Origin of the sequence: Stappia sp. ES.058 (assembly GCF_900105595.1) — a bacterium.
In the GTDB taxonomy this organism is placed as follows: Bacteria; Pseudomonadota; Alphaproteobacteria; order Rhizobiales; family Stappiaceae; genus Stappia.
On record NZ_LT629784.1, the window covers coordinates 1142631 to 1157395 of the forward strand.

Here is a 14765-nt window from a genome sequence, read left to right on the forward strand (position 1 = left end):
CCTCATTGCGACAGCACTCGCACAAGGCCAAGGGGCTTCAATCGATGCGAACGTGCAGCTTGAGGATGTTTCAGGGTGTGGCACCTGCGCGCATGCGGTTGGCACGTGTTCAGATGGGTGTCGCGCAAAAGGCTACATCAGATACGGAACGATCGAGAAGAACGATTGGTCCCGCAATTCCAGCCAGTGAGGATCAGCCGGTTTCGGTCCGGAGCACGGGGTGCGCCAGTCTGTCGGCATGACAATCACCCGGGTTCCAGATGCGCCGCCCGAGGGTGCGGTGCGCCTGCGGCGAATGCTGACGCTGCCGTGGCCGATGTTCTTCGGTGTCAAGTCGATTCTGACATTTGCGTGTGAGGTGTTTCGGGAAACCCGCAGGGTCGCATTTTGCGCTATCGTGGCCCGGATTCGGCCCTGGGAACCTTCGAAGGCTACATGACAGATATCTTGCTCACCACCTATCCGGACCACAAGTCGCGGAATGTCGGCGATGCGCTGATCACCGCCTCGACAGTGTCGCTTCTTCGCAGGAAATGGCCGGACTTCGATCCGGTGGTGTTGTTCCGCGAAAAGAGCCTGGAGGGGTTCACCAAGAGAGTGCGGCACAATGTGATTGCGCCCGGATTTTCAATCTCGAATGGCACCTATCCCGGTCTCTACAAGCTGTTTGAGGATCTCGACCGGATCGACGGGTTCTTTCCGCTCGGCTGCTCCTACCAGCATATGGATGCGTCTCCGGCCGCTTTCCTCGATGTTTCCATCGACGCCGCGACGCGCGCGTTTCTGACCGCGATGGCCGCGAAGCATGGGCCGTTCCCGTGTCGCGACGAGATGATCGTGAAGCGGCTGCGGCACTTCGATGTTCCGGCAATCTACTCGGGCGACATGGCGCTGTTCGATGCCGAGCGGGTCGGCACCGATCCGGTTCCGGTCCCGGAGGTGCCCGCGGTCGCCGTGAGCCTGCAGCACGGCATCAGCTATCTCGAGCAGAGTGTCGAGCTGTTGAAGGCTGTCAAAAAGCGCTTCCCCGATTCGCGCCGCTATGTGGCGCTCCACAGCGCCCGCAGTCCGTTGGCGGCGATCCTCGAGGCGCGCGCGAAGCAGCTCGGCTTCGAGCCGTTGCATCTCTTTGGAGCGGCCGAAGGGCTCGACGCCTATGGGGAGATCGATCTTCACATCGGCTACAGGCTGCACGCCCATATTCATTTCATCCGCAATCGCAAACCGTCGGTTCTGATGGTCGAGGACGCCAGGTCTTTCGGCTTTTCGCGCACGCCGGGCACGGCGCACGGCTGCATTCAGGCCTCGCACGGACGGTTGGGCGATCCCGACGAGGACGCGGTGGACCGCGCTATGGCGTTTTTGCAGACGCAGATCGAGCGCGGGTTTGCCGAATACGAAAAGGTCTTCGGTTTCGTCGACGCGACCTATCGCTCCGTGATCGACCCGGCGATGGACAGGATCGTCGAACATCTGCGACGGTCGAAAGAGGTCTCCCCAGCGTCCCGCGAGATGGCGGATGAACCCCCGGACGCGCCTGACGGCGAGGCCACCGGCGGCACTCCCGCAGACGAGGCAACGCCGTCTGCTCAGCGATAGTCCACCGCAACACTGCGGATGTACGCGCGTGCAGCCCGGCGCTCGTCCGCCGCCATGCGCAACATGCGCGTTTCAGATGCACCGCCCTTTGAGACACCGCCCGCCGGGGGCGTTCTTCGTCCGCCTTGCACGGATCGCTGCGGCGGCGATAGTTGTGCGGCGCTTTGTTACCGCGGGGCGTCAATCGGTGCTGGCGCGGGGCTTACGTTGCGGTACTCTGGGAGCATGCGAACGCTCGGTGTCCTGCTCCCGATGCTTCGGGCGACTTTCATTGCCGCAATTGCCGGTCTCGCGGTTGTGCCGCTGGCGCGCGCCGAGGTCGCCGTCGACGTCGCGCTCGTTCTGGCCGTCGACGTGTCGCGCTCGATGTCGCATGAGGAGATGCGCATCCAGCGACGCGGCTATGCGGCGGCCATTTCCAGCCCCGAGGTGTTGCGCGCGATTGCGCAAGGTCCGCGCGGGCGGATCGCGGTGACGCTGTTTGAATGGGCGGGCGACCATCATGCGCGCGAGATCGTCGGCTGGACGATGATCGAAACCCGCGCCGACGCCGAAGCCGTGGCGGCGAAGCTGCTGTCCGCGTACAGCCAGGGCGAACGCCGCACGTCGATCTCGGGCGGCATCGATCATGCCGTCGGCCTTCTGGAGACGATGCCCTATGCGGCGCAGCGCCGCGTGATCGACGTTTCGGGCGACGGGCCGAACAATCAGGGCCTGCCGGTGACGGTTGCCCGTGATGCAGCCGTCCGAAAAGGCATCACCATCAACGGTCTGCCGCTGATGACGGAAGGCGGCTACGGCACGATCTTCAACATCCCCGATCTCGACGAATACTATCGCCGCTGCGTGATCGGCGGACCGGGCGCCTTCATGATCCCGGTCGACGACTGGGACCAGTTCGCCGAGGCCGTGCGGCGCAAGCTGGTGCTGGAAATCGGCGGGCTGATGCCGCCGGGCGTGCCGGATGCCGATGCCCGCGTGATGCCGGCGCAGTTCGATTTCCAGCCTCCCTACGATTGTCTCGTGGGCGAGAAGATCTGGCGTGAGCGCGGCTGGTAGGCTTTTCCCCCGTTGTGCGCTGGCGCCGTCACAGGGTCCGCAGCCACGGCAGGAAGCCGTCGAGAAACCGGGTTGTCGCCGGCATGAAGTGGCTGCCGTGGTGGTACATCGGGTCGAGCGCGGTCACGATCATCCGGCCCGGCGTCGTGACCCGGTCGTCATAGAGCACGGAGCCCTTCCCGGCGACGTCGATCAGGCTGGTCGCGCCATGCGGCACGTCGAAATACCCGTGGTGGTGCCAGGTCGCGTCGGCGAGGGTGATGTGGGAAAGCAGCGGATGATCGGCTGAGACGACCTCGAGGCCGAGGCTCCCGCCTTCCTTCCACCACCAGAAATTCGTCGGCGTGTCGTGCCACACGACGCCGGGAAGCCAGGACGGCTGTCCCGTCGAGCCCATCGCGACCACCGTGCCGCCGCCGGCGAGATAGTCGGCGAGCTGGTCGCGGCAGGGAATGAGCTGGGAGGGGTCGGTGCGGCAGGAGACAAGCACCAGCTCGCGGTCCGAAAGATCGGTGTCTGGAAGGTCGCGGATATAGACGATCTCGTCGAAATGCGCGCGGTAGCGCGGCTCGTGGATCGTGCGGTGGTGGTAGTAGGTGCCGCTGTCGAGAACGGTGATCCGGGCCATGTCTCAGTCCTTTCCGGCTGCCCAGCGGCAGAGTTGGGGGACGATGCGGGCGGTGGTGTCGGCGGATCCGGCGTACATCCACAGGTCGTTGCCCGCGTGCATGAGAATGCGTCCGCCGTCGGGGCGCTCATAAATCCAGTCGCAGGGCACGCGATCTGGCCCCAGTCCGTTGAGCGCGACGGCGCCGTCCGGCGGCGGATTGTGGCCGCGCGCGTAAAAGCCGGCGACGCCGCGGCGATAGGTGAGGTCGCGCGGATCGACGCCCGCAAACACGGGATGATCGGCGAGCCGGTGCACCTCCAGTGTTTCCAGGGTCACCTGCGGCAACACTTGAAAAGGCCGGAACTCGGGAAGCATCGGCCAGGCGACATGGCCGTTGAAGACCAGCGTTCCGCCGCCGTCGAGAAAGCCCGAGATCTTGTGGGTCAGCGTGCCGAAATATCGCTGGTCGAGATGGGCGGGAACGAGCAGGGCGCGGTAGCGGGAGAGATCGGCCTCGGCCAGGGCGTAGTGGTCGATCTGGTCGAGGTCGTCGACGAAGCCGGAAATGTCCGGCAGGTCGCCGCCCGCGCCCTTGATCGGCTTGAGAAACAGGCAGGACGCCATGATGACATGCTCCGAAAGAACCCGGCCGGCGACGTGCCGGCCGGGATACGGGATCAGTTCTTGGTGACGGTCTTGAAGTCGTAGAAGAAGCCCGACGGGTGAACCTTGTAGCCCTCGACCGACGCGCTCGAGGCGGCGACATAGACCTTGTGCACCAGCGGGATGATCGGGGCATCCTGCTGAAGGACCTGCTGGGCCCGCTCGTAGACGGCGAAGGCTTCGGGGCCGGCGTCGAGGGTGCGGCCCTTGTCGACCAGCGCGTCGAACTCCGCGTTCGCCCAGTTCTGGTGGTTGAGACCGGCTTTCGAGTGAAACTGCGACTTCAGGTGCAGGTCGGGATGTCCGGTCATCTCCGGGGTCCAGAACACGACGGAGACGTCGTAGTCGCCCTGCCGAACGAGGTCGAGCATGCCGTTCCAGGTGTACATCTTCACATCCGTGGCGATGCCCTGCTGCTGGAGCAGGATGGCCATTGCCTCGGTGATCGTCGGCATTTCCGCGCGGCTGGAGTAGCTCAGGATGCGCAGCGTCAGTTGCTCGCCGTCCTTCGTCCAGTTGCCGTCGGTCTTTTCGTAGCCGGCCTCGCGCAGGAGCGCGGCGGCGGCCTGAGTGTCGACCTCATACGGCTCGACCTTTTCGCTCCACCACGGGAAGGAGGAGGGAAAGAAGGTCCAGGCCGGCGACCCGATGCCGTCGAGCGCGCCCTTGACGACGAGTTCCCGGTCGACGAGCAGGTTCACCGCCTTGCGGATGCGCACGTCGTTCAGAACGCTCTTTTCGCCGGCGTTGAAGGCGCCGTAGTAGAGGCCGGCGCTTTCGTCCTGGTAGACCTTGAAACTGTCGTCGCGCGACAGGCGGGCGACGTCGGAGGGAAGCAGGTGCACGACGAAGTCGACCTCGCCCGTCTCCAGCGCCAGCGCGCGGGCGTTGTGGTCGGGAATGTAGCGGTATTCGATGGTCTTGAGTTCGGGGGTCTCGCCCCAGTAGCCGTCGAACCGCTCCACGATCGTGCGGTCCTGCTTGCGATAGTCGGCGAAGACCCAGGGACCGGTGCCCACCGGCTTGACGAATTCGCCGGCATCATTGAAGGACGCCTTTGCGTAGATCCCGGTGATGGCGTCGGTGAGCTGGTTGGGCAGCGCCGCGAAGGGTACGGCGGTCTCGATTTCAAGCGTGAGCGGATCGACGGCGGTCATCGACTTGATCGAGAGGAGATCGGCGGCGTAGGGCAGCAGCGCGATGACGCGTTCGAGCGAGAACTTCGCGGCCTCGGCGTCAAAGGGCGTGCCGTCGTGGAAGGTGACGTTGTCGCGCAGGGTAAAGCGCCACACGGTCGGTGCGACGCGCTCCCAGGAGGTGGCCAGCCCGGGGATCAGCTTCATGTCGAAGTCGAGCTTGACCAGCGTGTCGAGGATCTCGCTTTCATTGAAGAAGCGGCTGCGGCGCGGTTTCATCGACAGCGGCAGGGCTTCCCACATGGTGGCGACGACGAGCGTGTCGGACGGTGTGTCCGCAGTCGCAGCCGCTCCGGGTGCGAGCAGGGCTGCTGTGGTCAGGGCCGCGAGCGCGAGCTTGCGCAGCCGGGTGAGACGAAGGGTCATGTCAGCTCCTTGTTGCAAGGTAGTTGGTGCGGCCGTCGCGCAACCGGTCTCCAAGGGCGTCGCCGAGGAGATTGATCAGGATGACGAAGGCCATGATGGTGAGGCCCGGCACGAGCACGAGCCTCGGGTGTTCGCGCAGATGGTTGCGGGCCTCGGCGATCATGCGGCCCCATTCGGGGGCGCCGGGTTCGACGCCGAGGCCCAGAAAACTCAGTCCGGCGAAGGACAGGATCACCCAGGACATCGAATAGCTGCCCATCGCCAGCAGCGGGCCGAGGATGTTGGGAAGGAGGTGGCGGCGGATGATCACCGGACGGGGAACTCCGAGCGCTTCGGCGGCGACCACATAGGTCTTTGCCCGCTCCACCATCGTGACGTTGCGCACGAGCCGGGCGTATTCCGTCCAGTGCACGGCGGCGAGCGCAAGGATCACCGCCTGCAGGCCGAGGCCGAGCACACCGGCGATGATCATGGCGACGGCCAGCGCGGGCAGGACCGAAATGCCTTCGCACAGACGCATCAGCACCCGGTCCGCCGTGCCGCCGAAATAGCCGCTGAATGCGCCGGCCAGGGTCCCGACGGACGCGGCGGAAAGGACGACGGCAAGTGCGGACAGCGTCGTGAGCCTCGCGCCATACAGCAGGCGCGAGAGCAGGCAGCGGCCCATGGCGTCGGTGCCGAGCGGATAGTCGAGGCCGGGCGCAGCCAGCCGGTTGAGAATGTTGGCGTCATAAGGGTCGTGCGGGGCAAGCAGCGGGCCGACCAGCACCAGCGCCAGAAAAAGCGCGACGATGACGGCAAGGCCGGTGCCATGGCGCGCGGCGGCGCGCGCGATGCGGGCGCGCCTCGAAAGGGGCGGGGCGGGGGCGATCGTGGAGGTGAGCTGCGCCATCACACCATCTCCCGCACGCGCGGATCGTAGAGCGCGATTGTATAATCAACTGCGAGATTGACGATCGCATAGCCGCCGGCGATGACGAGAAAACAGGCCTGGATGACGGCATAGTCGCGCGCGAGCAGCGCCTCGACCATCATCCGGCCGATGCCGGGCCAGCCGAACAGGGTCTCGACGATGATCATGCCGTCGAAGATCCGCGCCAGCTGCATGCCCGTCAGGGTGAGGACGGCGGGAAAGATGTTGGGGGCGGCGTGGCCGAGAAGAACCCGCGGCTGCGACAGGCCCTTGGCGCGGGCCGTGCGCACATAGGGCTGCGACAATTCCTCCAGCAGGCAGCCGCGCACATAACGCGCGAGAATGCCGGAGATCGACGTGGCGATGGCAATCGCCGGGAGCACGATATGCGCGGCCGTGCCGTAGCCGGTGCTGGGCAGCCACCCGAGCGTCAGCGCGAAGAAGAGGGCCAGCAGCAGCGCGTACCAGAAATTCGGGATCGACATGCCGACGACCGCAAAGGCGGCAAGCGCCCGGTCGAGCGCGCTGCCGGGAAAGGCGGCGCAGAGTGCCCCGACCGGAAGCGCAATGACAAGCGCCAGCCCGAGCGCGGCCAGCGCAAGCTTCAGCGAGGCCCAGACGCGCAGTTCCAGATCCGACAGAACCGGCTCGCCGGTCACCATGGAGACGCCGAAATCGCCGGTAAGAACCTCGCCGAGCCAGCGCAGGTATTGCAGCGGAAGCGGCGCGTCGAAGCCATTTTCGGCGGAAAACCGCGCCACGGCCTCCGCGCTTGGCAAGGTGCCATCCATTTGGGACATCAGCAGGACTTCCGCGAAATCGCCCGGCAGCAGGCGCAACAGCGCGAAGCCGGCGATCGAGATCGCGACAAGCAGGGCGCAGGTGGAGGCAAGCCGGATGAGCAGGAGGCGGATCATGTTGCAGCCGCGGGACGGTGACGGGATAAAACCTGAGTGCAGAGTGCATGTTTTATCCGGCGCGTCCATGCGTGCGACCGAAAAAGATGAGAATTTATGTCATGTTTATGGATTGAAGGTCGATATCCACATGTCGCCACCTCTCACGGTGGAGGTGTTGGGCGATATGCGTTTCAGGGTTGTGGGAGGAGGTGCCGGTGCGGCGGCCGATGGCGTCAAGCTCTTCGGCGACGCCGCCTGCGCCCCGTGTCGTCCGCGTCCGAGGGCGTGTCGTCGGGTACGGCCGGCACGGGCAGGTCGACCGCGGCGCGCAGGCGCGGGAAGGGATCGACCTTGTTGGGAAACGCCATGGCGTTGACGAAATGCTCCTGGAACTTCGGCTCCAGCGCGGTTTCGATCTTTTCGATCTCGCGCACCACGCGCTCGATGGTGCGCCGCTCGCCGCGATTGATCAGCGCCATGCGCGCGCCGGTGCCCGCCGCATTGCCGACGCCGGAGACGTTCGAGAGATCGCAATCGGGAAGCAGTCCGAGGACCATCGCGTATTTCGTGTCGATGTAGCTGCCGAAGGCGCCGGCCAGCCGAATGCGTTCGATCTTTGGATTGCCGAGCTTGTCGAGCAGCAGTTGCACGCCGGCATAAAGCGCCGCCTTGGCCAGTTGGATCGCCCGGATGTCGGTCTGGGTGATGACGAGCTCGATGCCATCGCGCGCCACTACATAGGCATGGGTGCGCCCCTTCTGGACGATGCGGGGGCTCCTCGCGGCAAGCCGTCCGTCGATGCGTCCGTCCTCGGTGACCACGCCGGCGAGATAAAGCTCGGCCACCGCCTCGATGATGCCGGAGCCGCAAATACCGGTGACGCCGACCTGATCCTTCTTTTCCGCGAAAGCCGGATCGTCCGACCATTCCTCCAGGCCGATCACCTTGTAGCGCGGCTCCAGCGTGTCCTTGTCGATGCGGATGCGCTCGATGGCGCCGGGGGCGGCGCGCTGGCCGCAGGAGATCTCCGCCCCCTCGAAGGCCGGTCCCGTCGGCGAGCTTGCCGCAAGCACGCGCGTGCGGCTGCCCAGCACGATCTCCGCATTGGTGCCGATGTCGACCATGAGCGTCAGCGCGTCCGCCTCGAACGGGCGGGTGGACAACGTTGCGGCGGCTGCATCCGCGCCGACGTGGCCGGCGATGCAGGGCAGCACATAGGCCCGTGCGCCCGGGTTCAGCTCCAGATCGAGCGCGCGTGCCGTGGTGTGCACCGCGCCCGAGACGGCGAGCGCGAAGGGCGCGCCGCCAAGCTCCGTCGGGTCGATACCCAGAAACAGGTGGTGCATGATCGGATTGCCAACAAAAACGGCATCGAGCACGTCGTCGCGTGTTGCGCCGACATCGGCGACGAGCTTGGCGACCAGCGCGTCGACGGCGGCACGCACCGTGGAGATGAGATCCGGCAGGCGGGCCGGGTTCATCTGCACGTAGGAGACCCGAGACATCAGGTCCTCACCGAAGCGGATCTGTGGATTGGAGGTGCCGGCCGAGGTGACCGTGCGCCCGCTTGTCAGGTCGCACAGATGCGCGGCAATCGTGGTGGAACCGATGTCGACGGCAAGGCCGTAGGCGGTGCTCTTTTCGCCGGGCCACAGCGCCACAACGCAGGGCCGGGCCTCGCCGTCCTGCCAGACCGCAGCCGTGACGCGCCAGTCGCCGGCGCGCAACACCGTCTGCACGCGGGAGAGAAGCGGCGTGTCGAAGGTGAGGCCGGGCAACCCGCCCGTTTTCGCGACGGCCTCGAGCAACCGGTCGGCGTCGCCAAGCGGCATGTCCATGTCCGGTTCCGCGATCTCCACGGTGACGAGGCGGATGGGGCTGTCGGCGGGAACCTTCACCGCTTCGGCGCGCTTGCGCACCACCTGGCGGTTGGTCTGGGCGTCGGTCGGCACATCGACCACCATGTCGCCCTGGATGGTCGCCTGGCACGAAAGCCGCCGGTCCGACTTGAGCTCGCGCAAGCGGGCATAGCGCGCTTCCGCCTCGGTGACCGGGCCAAGGTGATCGGCGGAGCTAGTCAGCTTCTCCTTCGCGAAGGCGCCTTCGGAAACGGAGATCTGGCAGCGACCGCAGATGCCGCGTCCGCCGCAGACCGATTCCACATAGACGCCGAGCGCACGCGCCGCATCGAGCAGCGGCGTGCCGGGCGGAAAGTTCCCGCGCCGGCCGCTTGGCTGGAAGACGACGCGGGCCATCTTGACCGTCGCCGCCTCGATGGGCTCTTGTGTGCTCATGCCCGGTGTCCGTGCTCTTGTCGGGCCAGCGCCGCTCAAACGGCCGCGCGCCTGCGTCCCTCGCGCCCGCCGCGCCGGCGTCCACCACCGGCATCGCCCCCGGAAGGGGCCGCAGCGGTGACCGCGCCGGGCGTGTGGTCGCGATAGGCCATGATCCAGTCGTGGCAGTTGGGGTCGGCGCCGGTCAGCACGTTGGCGCCGCGCACGGCTTCCATTTCCTGGGGGCGGCAGGGGTTCATGATCGCGCTGGTCATGCCGGCGGTGATCACCATGGGAATGAAGGCGGCGTTGATGCCGTGGCGGTGCGGCAGGCCGAAGGAGATGTTCGACAACCCGCAGGTGGTGTTGACCTTCAACTCCTCGCGCAGCCGGCGCAGGAGCTGGAACACCTGCTTGCCGGCGCTGCCCATCGCGCCGATCGGCATGACCAGCGGGTCTACGACGATGTCATGCGCGGGGATGCCGTAGTCGGCGGCATGCTCGACGATCTTCTTCGCCACCGCGAAGCGCACGTCCGGATCTTCCGAAATGCCGCTCTCGTCGTTGGAGATTGCGACGACCGGGACGTTGTACTTCTTGATCAGCGGCAGGATCGCTTCCAGCTTTTCCTCCTCGCCGGTGACGGAATTGACCAGCGGACGGCCCTTTGCCACGCGCAGGCCCGCCTCGATCGCCGCCGTCACGGAGCTGTCGATCGAAAGCGGCACGTCGGTCAGGCCCTGGACGATCTCCAGCGTCTTGACCAGCAGCGGCGGTTCCGTCTCGTTGGGATTGACGGCGGTGACGCCGGCGTTGATGTCGAGCATCGTCGCGCCGGCCGCGACCTGCGCAAGCACGTCCTTTTCCACCGTGGAGAAGTCGCCGGCGATCATTTCTGCCGCGAGCTTCTTGCGCCCCGTCGGATTGATGCGCTCGCCGATGACGCAGAAGGGCTGGTCGAAGCCAATGATGATCTCTCGTGTGGCCGAGGCCACGATGGTGCGTGTCATTGCGCTATCTCCGCGGGGAAGGGACGCAGGGGGATGGGCTGATACGACCAGCTCCCGCGCTGAAGGAGCCATTCGGATGTCTTTGTGAGGCCGCCGAAGGGAAAGATATGGATCTGTTCGAGCTGCGTATGCGGCCGCGTCTCGATGCGCGCTTCCAGCGGGCCGATCATGGTTTCGGGGTCGTAACCCGACAAAAGCGAAACCACCGCGCCGCCGCGCTTCTTGAGGAAGGCGAGCGAGTTTTCCACGCCGGCGAAGGCGGCGTATTTCAAGAGCGTCGTCATCTTGGCCGGCCCTGCGACGCCGATATGAACCGGAAAGCGGTTGCCCCAGGAGGCGATCTCGTCGAGCCAGATGTTGACCCGCTGGGGATCGAAGCCGAACTGCGTGACGATGTGGAAATGCGCGTCGCTTTGCGCGGCAATCTCGTGCTTGCGCATCAGGAAGGCACGGATCGTGTCCGTCGGGATGTCGGGCGCGCCTTCCGGGTGACCGGCGATGGCGATCCGCTCGATGCCGAGGTCGTCGAACAGGCCGGTTTCGAGCATGGCGACGGAGGAGGTGAGCGGGCCGGGCGTGTCCGCCTCGCCGGCGATCGCCAGCACCTCGCGCACGCCCGCCTCGCCGACGAGCCGTCGCAGCCGCCGGTCGAACGCTGCAAGGCTTTGATAGCGCCGCGCGGCCATATGCGGCACCGGCACCAGTCCCTTGTCGTGAATGGCAAGCGCCGCGCGCACGATGTCGTCATCGGACGCATTGCCGAGATCGGTGAGATAGACGCGGCTCAGCCGTGGCACCAGCGCAAGCGTCTCGGGCTTTTCCAGCGCCTGGCGCGGCGAAACCTCTGTGGAAGCGGCAAACCGCCCGTGGGCGTTGAGGCGGGGGTCGGTCATGTTGCATGCCCTCCGGCGGTGATGAGCGCCTTCAGCCGCTCCTTTGTGTAGTCCGCGTCCAACTCGGCAAGGGCGGCGTCAGCCTCCTGCTCGAGGTCGTCTCCGACCGGCTGCGCCTCTCCGCGCCGCCATTCCGCCAGATAGGCGTCGCTGTCCTTCGCGCCGATCGTCATGGCGCATCGGTCGATCGCCTGTATGAAGCGCTCGGGCAACTCGCGCCGGGCGGTCTTGCGCCCGGCTTTCACCAGCACCTGGGCGGGGATGTCCCGCCAAAAAACGATCGTCTTCTGTGCCACCCGGCCACTCCGCCAGCTTGTCTGTCTTGTCGATCATGATGCCTTCGAAGTTACCGTTCATCGGTGCACAGACGACACGCGTAATCCTGAATGCGACAGGAGAAGACCGCAATTAATCTTGAGCGACATGTATTGGGGAGAACGAGTTGAGTTTTGAGCGAGAACACGACTTGGAGGGCCTGTCCGGGCCGGGGAAGGCGGGGGTATCGCCTTTGGGCAACACCCGATCCGGGCGGCACGTTCGGTGCGGTCTCGTCTATGCGTCCGTTCCCCGGGGGGCGAATTCCGCGAGCCGGGATTCCAGCAGACCGTAGCCGGTGCGGCGCTGCGCATAGGTCAGCCCCAGCCGGCTGGCAGCGGCGCGTGCCCTGTCTTCAAGCGCGGGGTCGCCATCCTGCACCAGATAGAGAAGGCGCGTGTAGTTGCCGAAATAGGCATCGCGCAGTTCGGGGTGCGTATCGAGGCCGAGCGAGCGGATCACCAGCGTCTCGAAATGGCGGGCAAGAAAATCGGTGAGATAGAAGGTCCCCGGCTCGGCCTCGGCTTCGGCGTCGAAGACATCGAGACCGGCGAAGAACGCATAGCAATGTGCGCCGGGGAGCCGCTCGACACGCTCTTCGTCGAGCACCTTGTCGAGCAGACCGCCCGTGCCGCAATCGCCGTAGCCGACCAGGATCCGGTCATAGTCGTGCCGCGCGACGTGGATGGCCCGACGCACGGCCTCGGGGATCTTCTCCGGCCGGTTGTGAAGCTGTGCCGGCAGGCACTGGAGATCGATGTGGGACAGGCCGTGCTGACGGGTGAGCGCGAGGATTTCCCGCGCCAGCGCACCGCAGGCGATCACCAGAACCCGGCCGCCCGGTGCGTGGCCGGGCGATAGAGTGTCCGGGGCCGGGCAGTTCATGTCCTAACCCGCGCGGGCGGCCAGCTGGTTGTGCCGCCGCGCGATCAGGTCCCGGGCGAGTTCCACGGTAACCGCGGCATCGCGGCCGTAGGCGTCCGCGCCGACGGCCTGTCCGAACTCTTCGTTCAGCGGCGCGCCGCCGACCATGACGATGTAGTCGTCGCGAATGCCCTTTTCGACCATCGCGTCGATAACCACCTTCATGTAGGGCATGGTCGTGGTGAGCAGCGCCGACATGCCGAGAATGTCGGGCTTGTGCTCCTCGAGCGCCGCCAGATAGTTCTCGACCGGGTTGTTGATGCCGATGTCGATCACCTCGAAACCGGCGCCCTCCATCATCATGGAGACGAGGTTCTTGCCGATGTCGTGGATGTCGCCCTTGACGGTGCCGATCACCATCTTGCCGACCTTGGGGGCACCGGTCTCCGCCAGCAGCGGACGCAGGATCAGCATGCCGGCCTTCATGGCGTTGGCCGACATCAGCACTTCCGGCACGAACAGGATGCCGTCGCGAAAATCGACGCCGACGATGCGCATGCCCTCGACGAGCGCCTTGGTGAGCACGTCGTAGGGCGTCCATCCGCGTCCCAGCAGGATGTTGACGCTCTCGACGATCTCGTCCTTGAGACCGTCGTAAAGGTCGTCGTGCATCTGTTCGACGAGGTCGTCGTCTGACAGGGCCGCGAGATCGAGATCTTCTTCTTCCGACATTCGGCGCTCCACATGCGGGAGGGAAAAGTATATCTAGGTGATAATACTGTGGGCCGCGTCGCGGCGCCCCGGTATCGCCAATACGACACGCGCGGTCGCCGGTGCGACAGAGTGGGGCGTGGTGGGGGTGCCGTGGCCGGTCGGCGAGAGGCGGAAGGCGGTATTCGCCTGCAAGACGAGAAAGAGCGGGACCATATGGCCTTCGATTTCATCTTCATGCTGACCGAGGACGACAGCACGGTGCCGGATGCGCGCGCGCGGCTGGAGGAGGTCCTGGCCGGCGGTGCGCGCCATATCGGCTTCAAGGACGTGGGGCTGCCGTTCGACGAGCTGAAGGCGTTGGCCGGGGAGATCCGGGCCGCCGGCGGGCGCGCCTATCTGGAAGTGGTGAGCCTCGATGCGGAAAGCGAGCTGCGCTCGGCGCGGGCGGCGATCGAGCTCGAGGTCGACTGCCTTCTGGGCGGGACACGCGCGGCCGAGATCGCGCCGATGCTCAAGCCCCACCCGGTGCGCTACTATCCCTTCCCGGGCGACATCGTCGGCCACCCGAGCGTTTTGTCCGGCACCGTCGAGACGATCACCGACAGCGCCCGCCGGCTGGCCGACCTTGAAAGCGTCGACGGGCTCGACCTTCTGGCCTACCGCTTTGCCGGCGATGTGCGGGAGTTGATGAGCCACGTCTGCGCCGCCGTCGACAAGCCGGTGATCATGGCCGGCAGCATCGACCGGGCGGAGCGCATCGAGGCGGTGGCGGAAACAGGCGCCGCCGGCTTCACGGTCGGTACGGCGGCGCTGAAAGGACAGTTCGCAGCACCCGAAGAGGGCCTGACCTCCCAGGTGAGGGCGATCCTGGCGCTCACGCTGAAGGCCCGGGCTCGGTCCACCGCCCCGCGCCACATCGCGCTTGTGGCGCACAATGCCCGCAAGACGCATCTGCGGGCCTGGGTCGCCCGCCATGCCGATATCCTGCGCCGGCAGAAACTGATCTCCACCGGTGGCACGGGGGCGATGCTGATGGAGGCTGTGCCGGAGCTTGCGATCCACCGGCTGCAGCGCGGCTCGCACGGCGGCGACCAGCAGCTCGGCGCGCTGATCGCCACCGGCGAACTCGATGCCGTGATCTTCTTCGCCGATCCGCACGGCCATCACGCAAGCGACGTCGACCTGATGGCGCTGACGCGGCTTGCGATCCTGCACGACACGCCGATTGCCTGCTCGCCCGCCGCAGCCGATCTCGTGGTCAGTGCGAGCCTCGGCGGGGAGGGGGGACCGAACACCCTGTAGGCCGGTTGGGAAGGGGCGTTCGACATCGCGAAACGCGGAAAAGGCGGAGCCATGGCCCCGCCTTTCACGTTTTCAGATGCTGTCGCGGA

14 protein-coding genes are annotated in these 14765 nt (G+C 66.1%); 3 read left to right on the forward strand and 11 right to left on the reverse strand.

Features of this window, described 5'->3' with window-relative positions; translation table 11 throughout:
• Positions 1-435: 435 nt before the first annotated feature.
• Both BLU32_RS05355 and BLU32_RS05360 read left to right on the forward strand, forming a co-directional pair.
• Positions 436-1599, forward strand: a complete 1164-nt coding sequence (locus tag BLU32_RS05355) for a polysaccharide pyruvyl transferase family protein (protein WP_157727518.1) — start codon at positions 436-438, stop codon at positions 1597-1599.
• Between the two features lie 252 nt (positions 1600-1851).
• Entirely contained in the window at positions 1852-2658 is an 807-nt protein-coding gene (locus BLU32_RS05360; RefSeq protein WP_244501797.1) for a DUF1194 domain-containing protein, read from the forward strand.
• Between the two features lie 28 nt (positions 2659-2686).
• Here the strand turns inward: BLU32_RS05360 and BLU32_RS05365 are convergent, their stop codons facing one another.
• The 11 genes from BLU32_RS05365 to BLU32_RS05415 all read right to left on the reverse strand — a co-directional run bounded on the left by BLU32_RS05365 (position 2687) and on the right by BLU32_RS05415 (position 13392).
• Positions 2687-3286 carry a hypothetical protein gene (locus BLU32_RS05365; protein WP_093805324.1) on the reverse strand — a complete coding sequence of 200 codons (600 nt, stop codon included), beginning with the start codon at positions 3284-3286 and terminating at the stop codon, positions 2687-2689.
• Between the two features lie 3 nt (positions 3287-3289).
• Positions 3290-3892, reverse strand: a complete 603-nt coding sequence (locus tag BLU32_RS05370; protein ID WP_093805325.1) for a hypothetical protein — start codon at positions 3890-3892, stop codon at positions 3290-3292.
• 53 nt (positions 3893-3945) lie between these two features.
• A complete protein-coding gene (locus BLU32_RS05375; protein ID WP_093805326.1) occupies positions 3946-5493 on the reverse strand; it encodes an ABC transporter substrate-binding protein in 1548 nt (515 codons plus the stop codon).
• A 1-nt stretch (position 5494) separates the two neighbouring features.
• Positions 5495-6385 (reverse strand): ABC transporter permease, encoded by an 891-nt coding sequence (locus BLU32_RS05380; protein WP_093805327.1) that lies wholly within the window; start codon positions 6383-6385, stop codon positions 5495-5497.
• Positions 6385-7323 carry an ABC transporter permease gene (locus tag BLU32_RS05385; protein ID WP_093805328.1) on the reverse strand — a complete coding sequence of 313 codons (939 nt, stop codon included), beginning with the start codon at positions 7321-7323 and terminating at the stop codon, positions 6385-6387. Before BLU32_RS05385 ends, BLU32_RS05380 begins: the two co-directional genes overlap by 1 nt.
• 215 nt (positions 7324-7538) lie before the next feature.
• Positions 7539-9599, reverse strand: a complete 2061-nt coding sequence (locus BLU32_RS05390; RefSeq protein WP_093805329.1) for an ASKHA domain-containing protein — start codon at positions 9597-9599, stop codon at positions 7539-7541.
• Between the two features lie 35 nt (positions 9600-9634).
• On the reverse strand, positions 9635-10588 hold the full coding sequence (locus tag BLU32_RS05395; protein ID WP_093805330.1) for a methyltetrahydrofolate cobalamin methyltransferase: 954 nt from the start codon (positions 10586-10588) through the stop codon (positions 9635-9637).
• A complete protein-coding gene (locus BLU32_RS05400) occupies positions 10585-11481 on the reverse strand; it encodes a 5,10-methylenetetrahydrofolate reductase (protein WP_093805331.1) in 897 nt (298 codons plus the stop codon). Before BLU32_RS05400 ends, BLU32_RS05395 begins: the two co-directional genes overlap by 4 nt.
• Complete coding sequence (locus tag BLU32_RS05405) at positions 11478-11777, reverse strand: virulence factor (protein ID WP_093805332.1); 300 nt, start codon at positions 11775-11777, stop codon at positions 11478-11480. Before BLU32_RS05405 ends, BLU32_RS05400 begins: the two co-directional genes overlap by 4 nt.
• A 256-nt stretch (positions 11778-12033) precedes the next feature.
• Entirely contained in the window at positions 12034-12681 is a 648-nt protein-coding gene (locus BLU32_RS05410; protein WP_093805333.1) for a DUF1638 domain-containing protein, read from the reverse strand.
• Between the two features lie 3 nt (positions 12682-12684).
• A complete protein-coding gene (locus BLU32_RS05415) occupies positions 12685-13392 on the reverse strand; it encodes a B12-binding domain-containing protein (protein WP_093805334.1) in 708 nt (235 codons plus the stop codon).
• Positions 13393-13524: 132 nt separating this feature from the next.
• Between BLU32_RS05415 and BLU32_RS22520 the strand changes: the two genes are divergently transcribed.
• Entirely contained in the window at positions 13525-14676 is a 1152-nt protein-coding gene (locus BLU32_RS22520; protein ID WP_371326956.1) for a methylglyoxal synthase, read from the forward strand.
• The last annotated feature ends 89 nt before the right edge of the window (positions 14677-14765 follow it).

What these genes read in the sequence shown, in the direction of transcription:
- BLU32_RS05355 (WP_157727518.1), top strand. Translation starts at nt 436, where the DNA reads ATGACAGATATCTTGCTCACCACCTATCCGGACCACAAGTCGCGGAAT.
- BLU32_RS05385 (WP_093805328.1), bottom strand. Translation starts at nt 7,323, where the DNA reads ATGATCCGCCTCCTGCTCATCCGGCTTGCCTCCACCTGCGCCCTGCTT.
- BLU32_RS05400 (WP_093805331.1), bottom strand. Translation starts at nt 11,481, where the DNA reads ATGACCGACCCCCGCCTCAACGCCCACGGGCGGTTTGCCGCTTCCACA.
- BLU32_RS05380 (WP_093805327.1), bottom strand. Translation starts at nt 6,385, where the DNA reads ATGGCGCAGCTCACCTCCACGATCGCCCCCGCCCCGCCCCTTTCGAGG.
- BLU32_RS05360 (WP_244501797.1), top strand. Translation starts at nt 1,852, where the DNA reads ATGCTTCGGGCGACTTTCATTGCCGCAATTGCCGGTCTCGCGGTTGTG.
- BLU32_RS05390 (WP_093805329.1), bottom strand. Translation starts at nt 9,599, where the DNA reads ATGAGCACACAAGAGCCCATCGAGGCGGCGACGGTCAAGATGGCCCGC.
- BLU32_RS05395 (WP_093805330.1), bottom strand. Translation starts at nt 10,588, where the DNA reads ATGACACGCACCATCGTGGCCTCGGCCACACGAGAGATCATCATTGGC.
- BLU32_RS05415 (WP_093805334.1), bottom strand. Translation starts at nt 13,392, where the DNA reads ATGTCGGAAGAAGAAGATCTCGATCTCGCGGCCCTGTCAGACGACGAC.
- BLU32_RS05365 (WP_093805324.1), bottom strand. Translation starts at nt 3,286, where the DNA reads ATGGCCCGGATCACCGTTCTCGACAGCGGCACCTACTACCACCACCGC.
- BLU32_RS05370 (WP_093805325.1), bottom strand. Translation starts at nt 3,892, where the DNA reads ATGGCGTCCTGCCTGTTTCTCAAGCCGATCAAGGGCGCGGGCGGCGAC.
- BLU32_RS05375 (WP_093805326.1), bottom strand. Translation starts at nt 5,493, where the DNA reads ATGACCCTTCGTCTCACCCGGCTGCGCAAGCTCGCGCTCGCGGCCCTG.
- BLU32_RS05410 (WP_093805333.1), bottom strand. Translation starts at nt 12,681, where the DNA reads ATGAACTGCCCGGCCCCGGACACTCTATCGCCCGGCCACGCACCGGGC.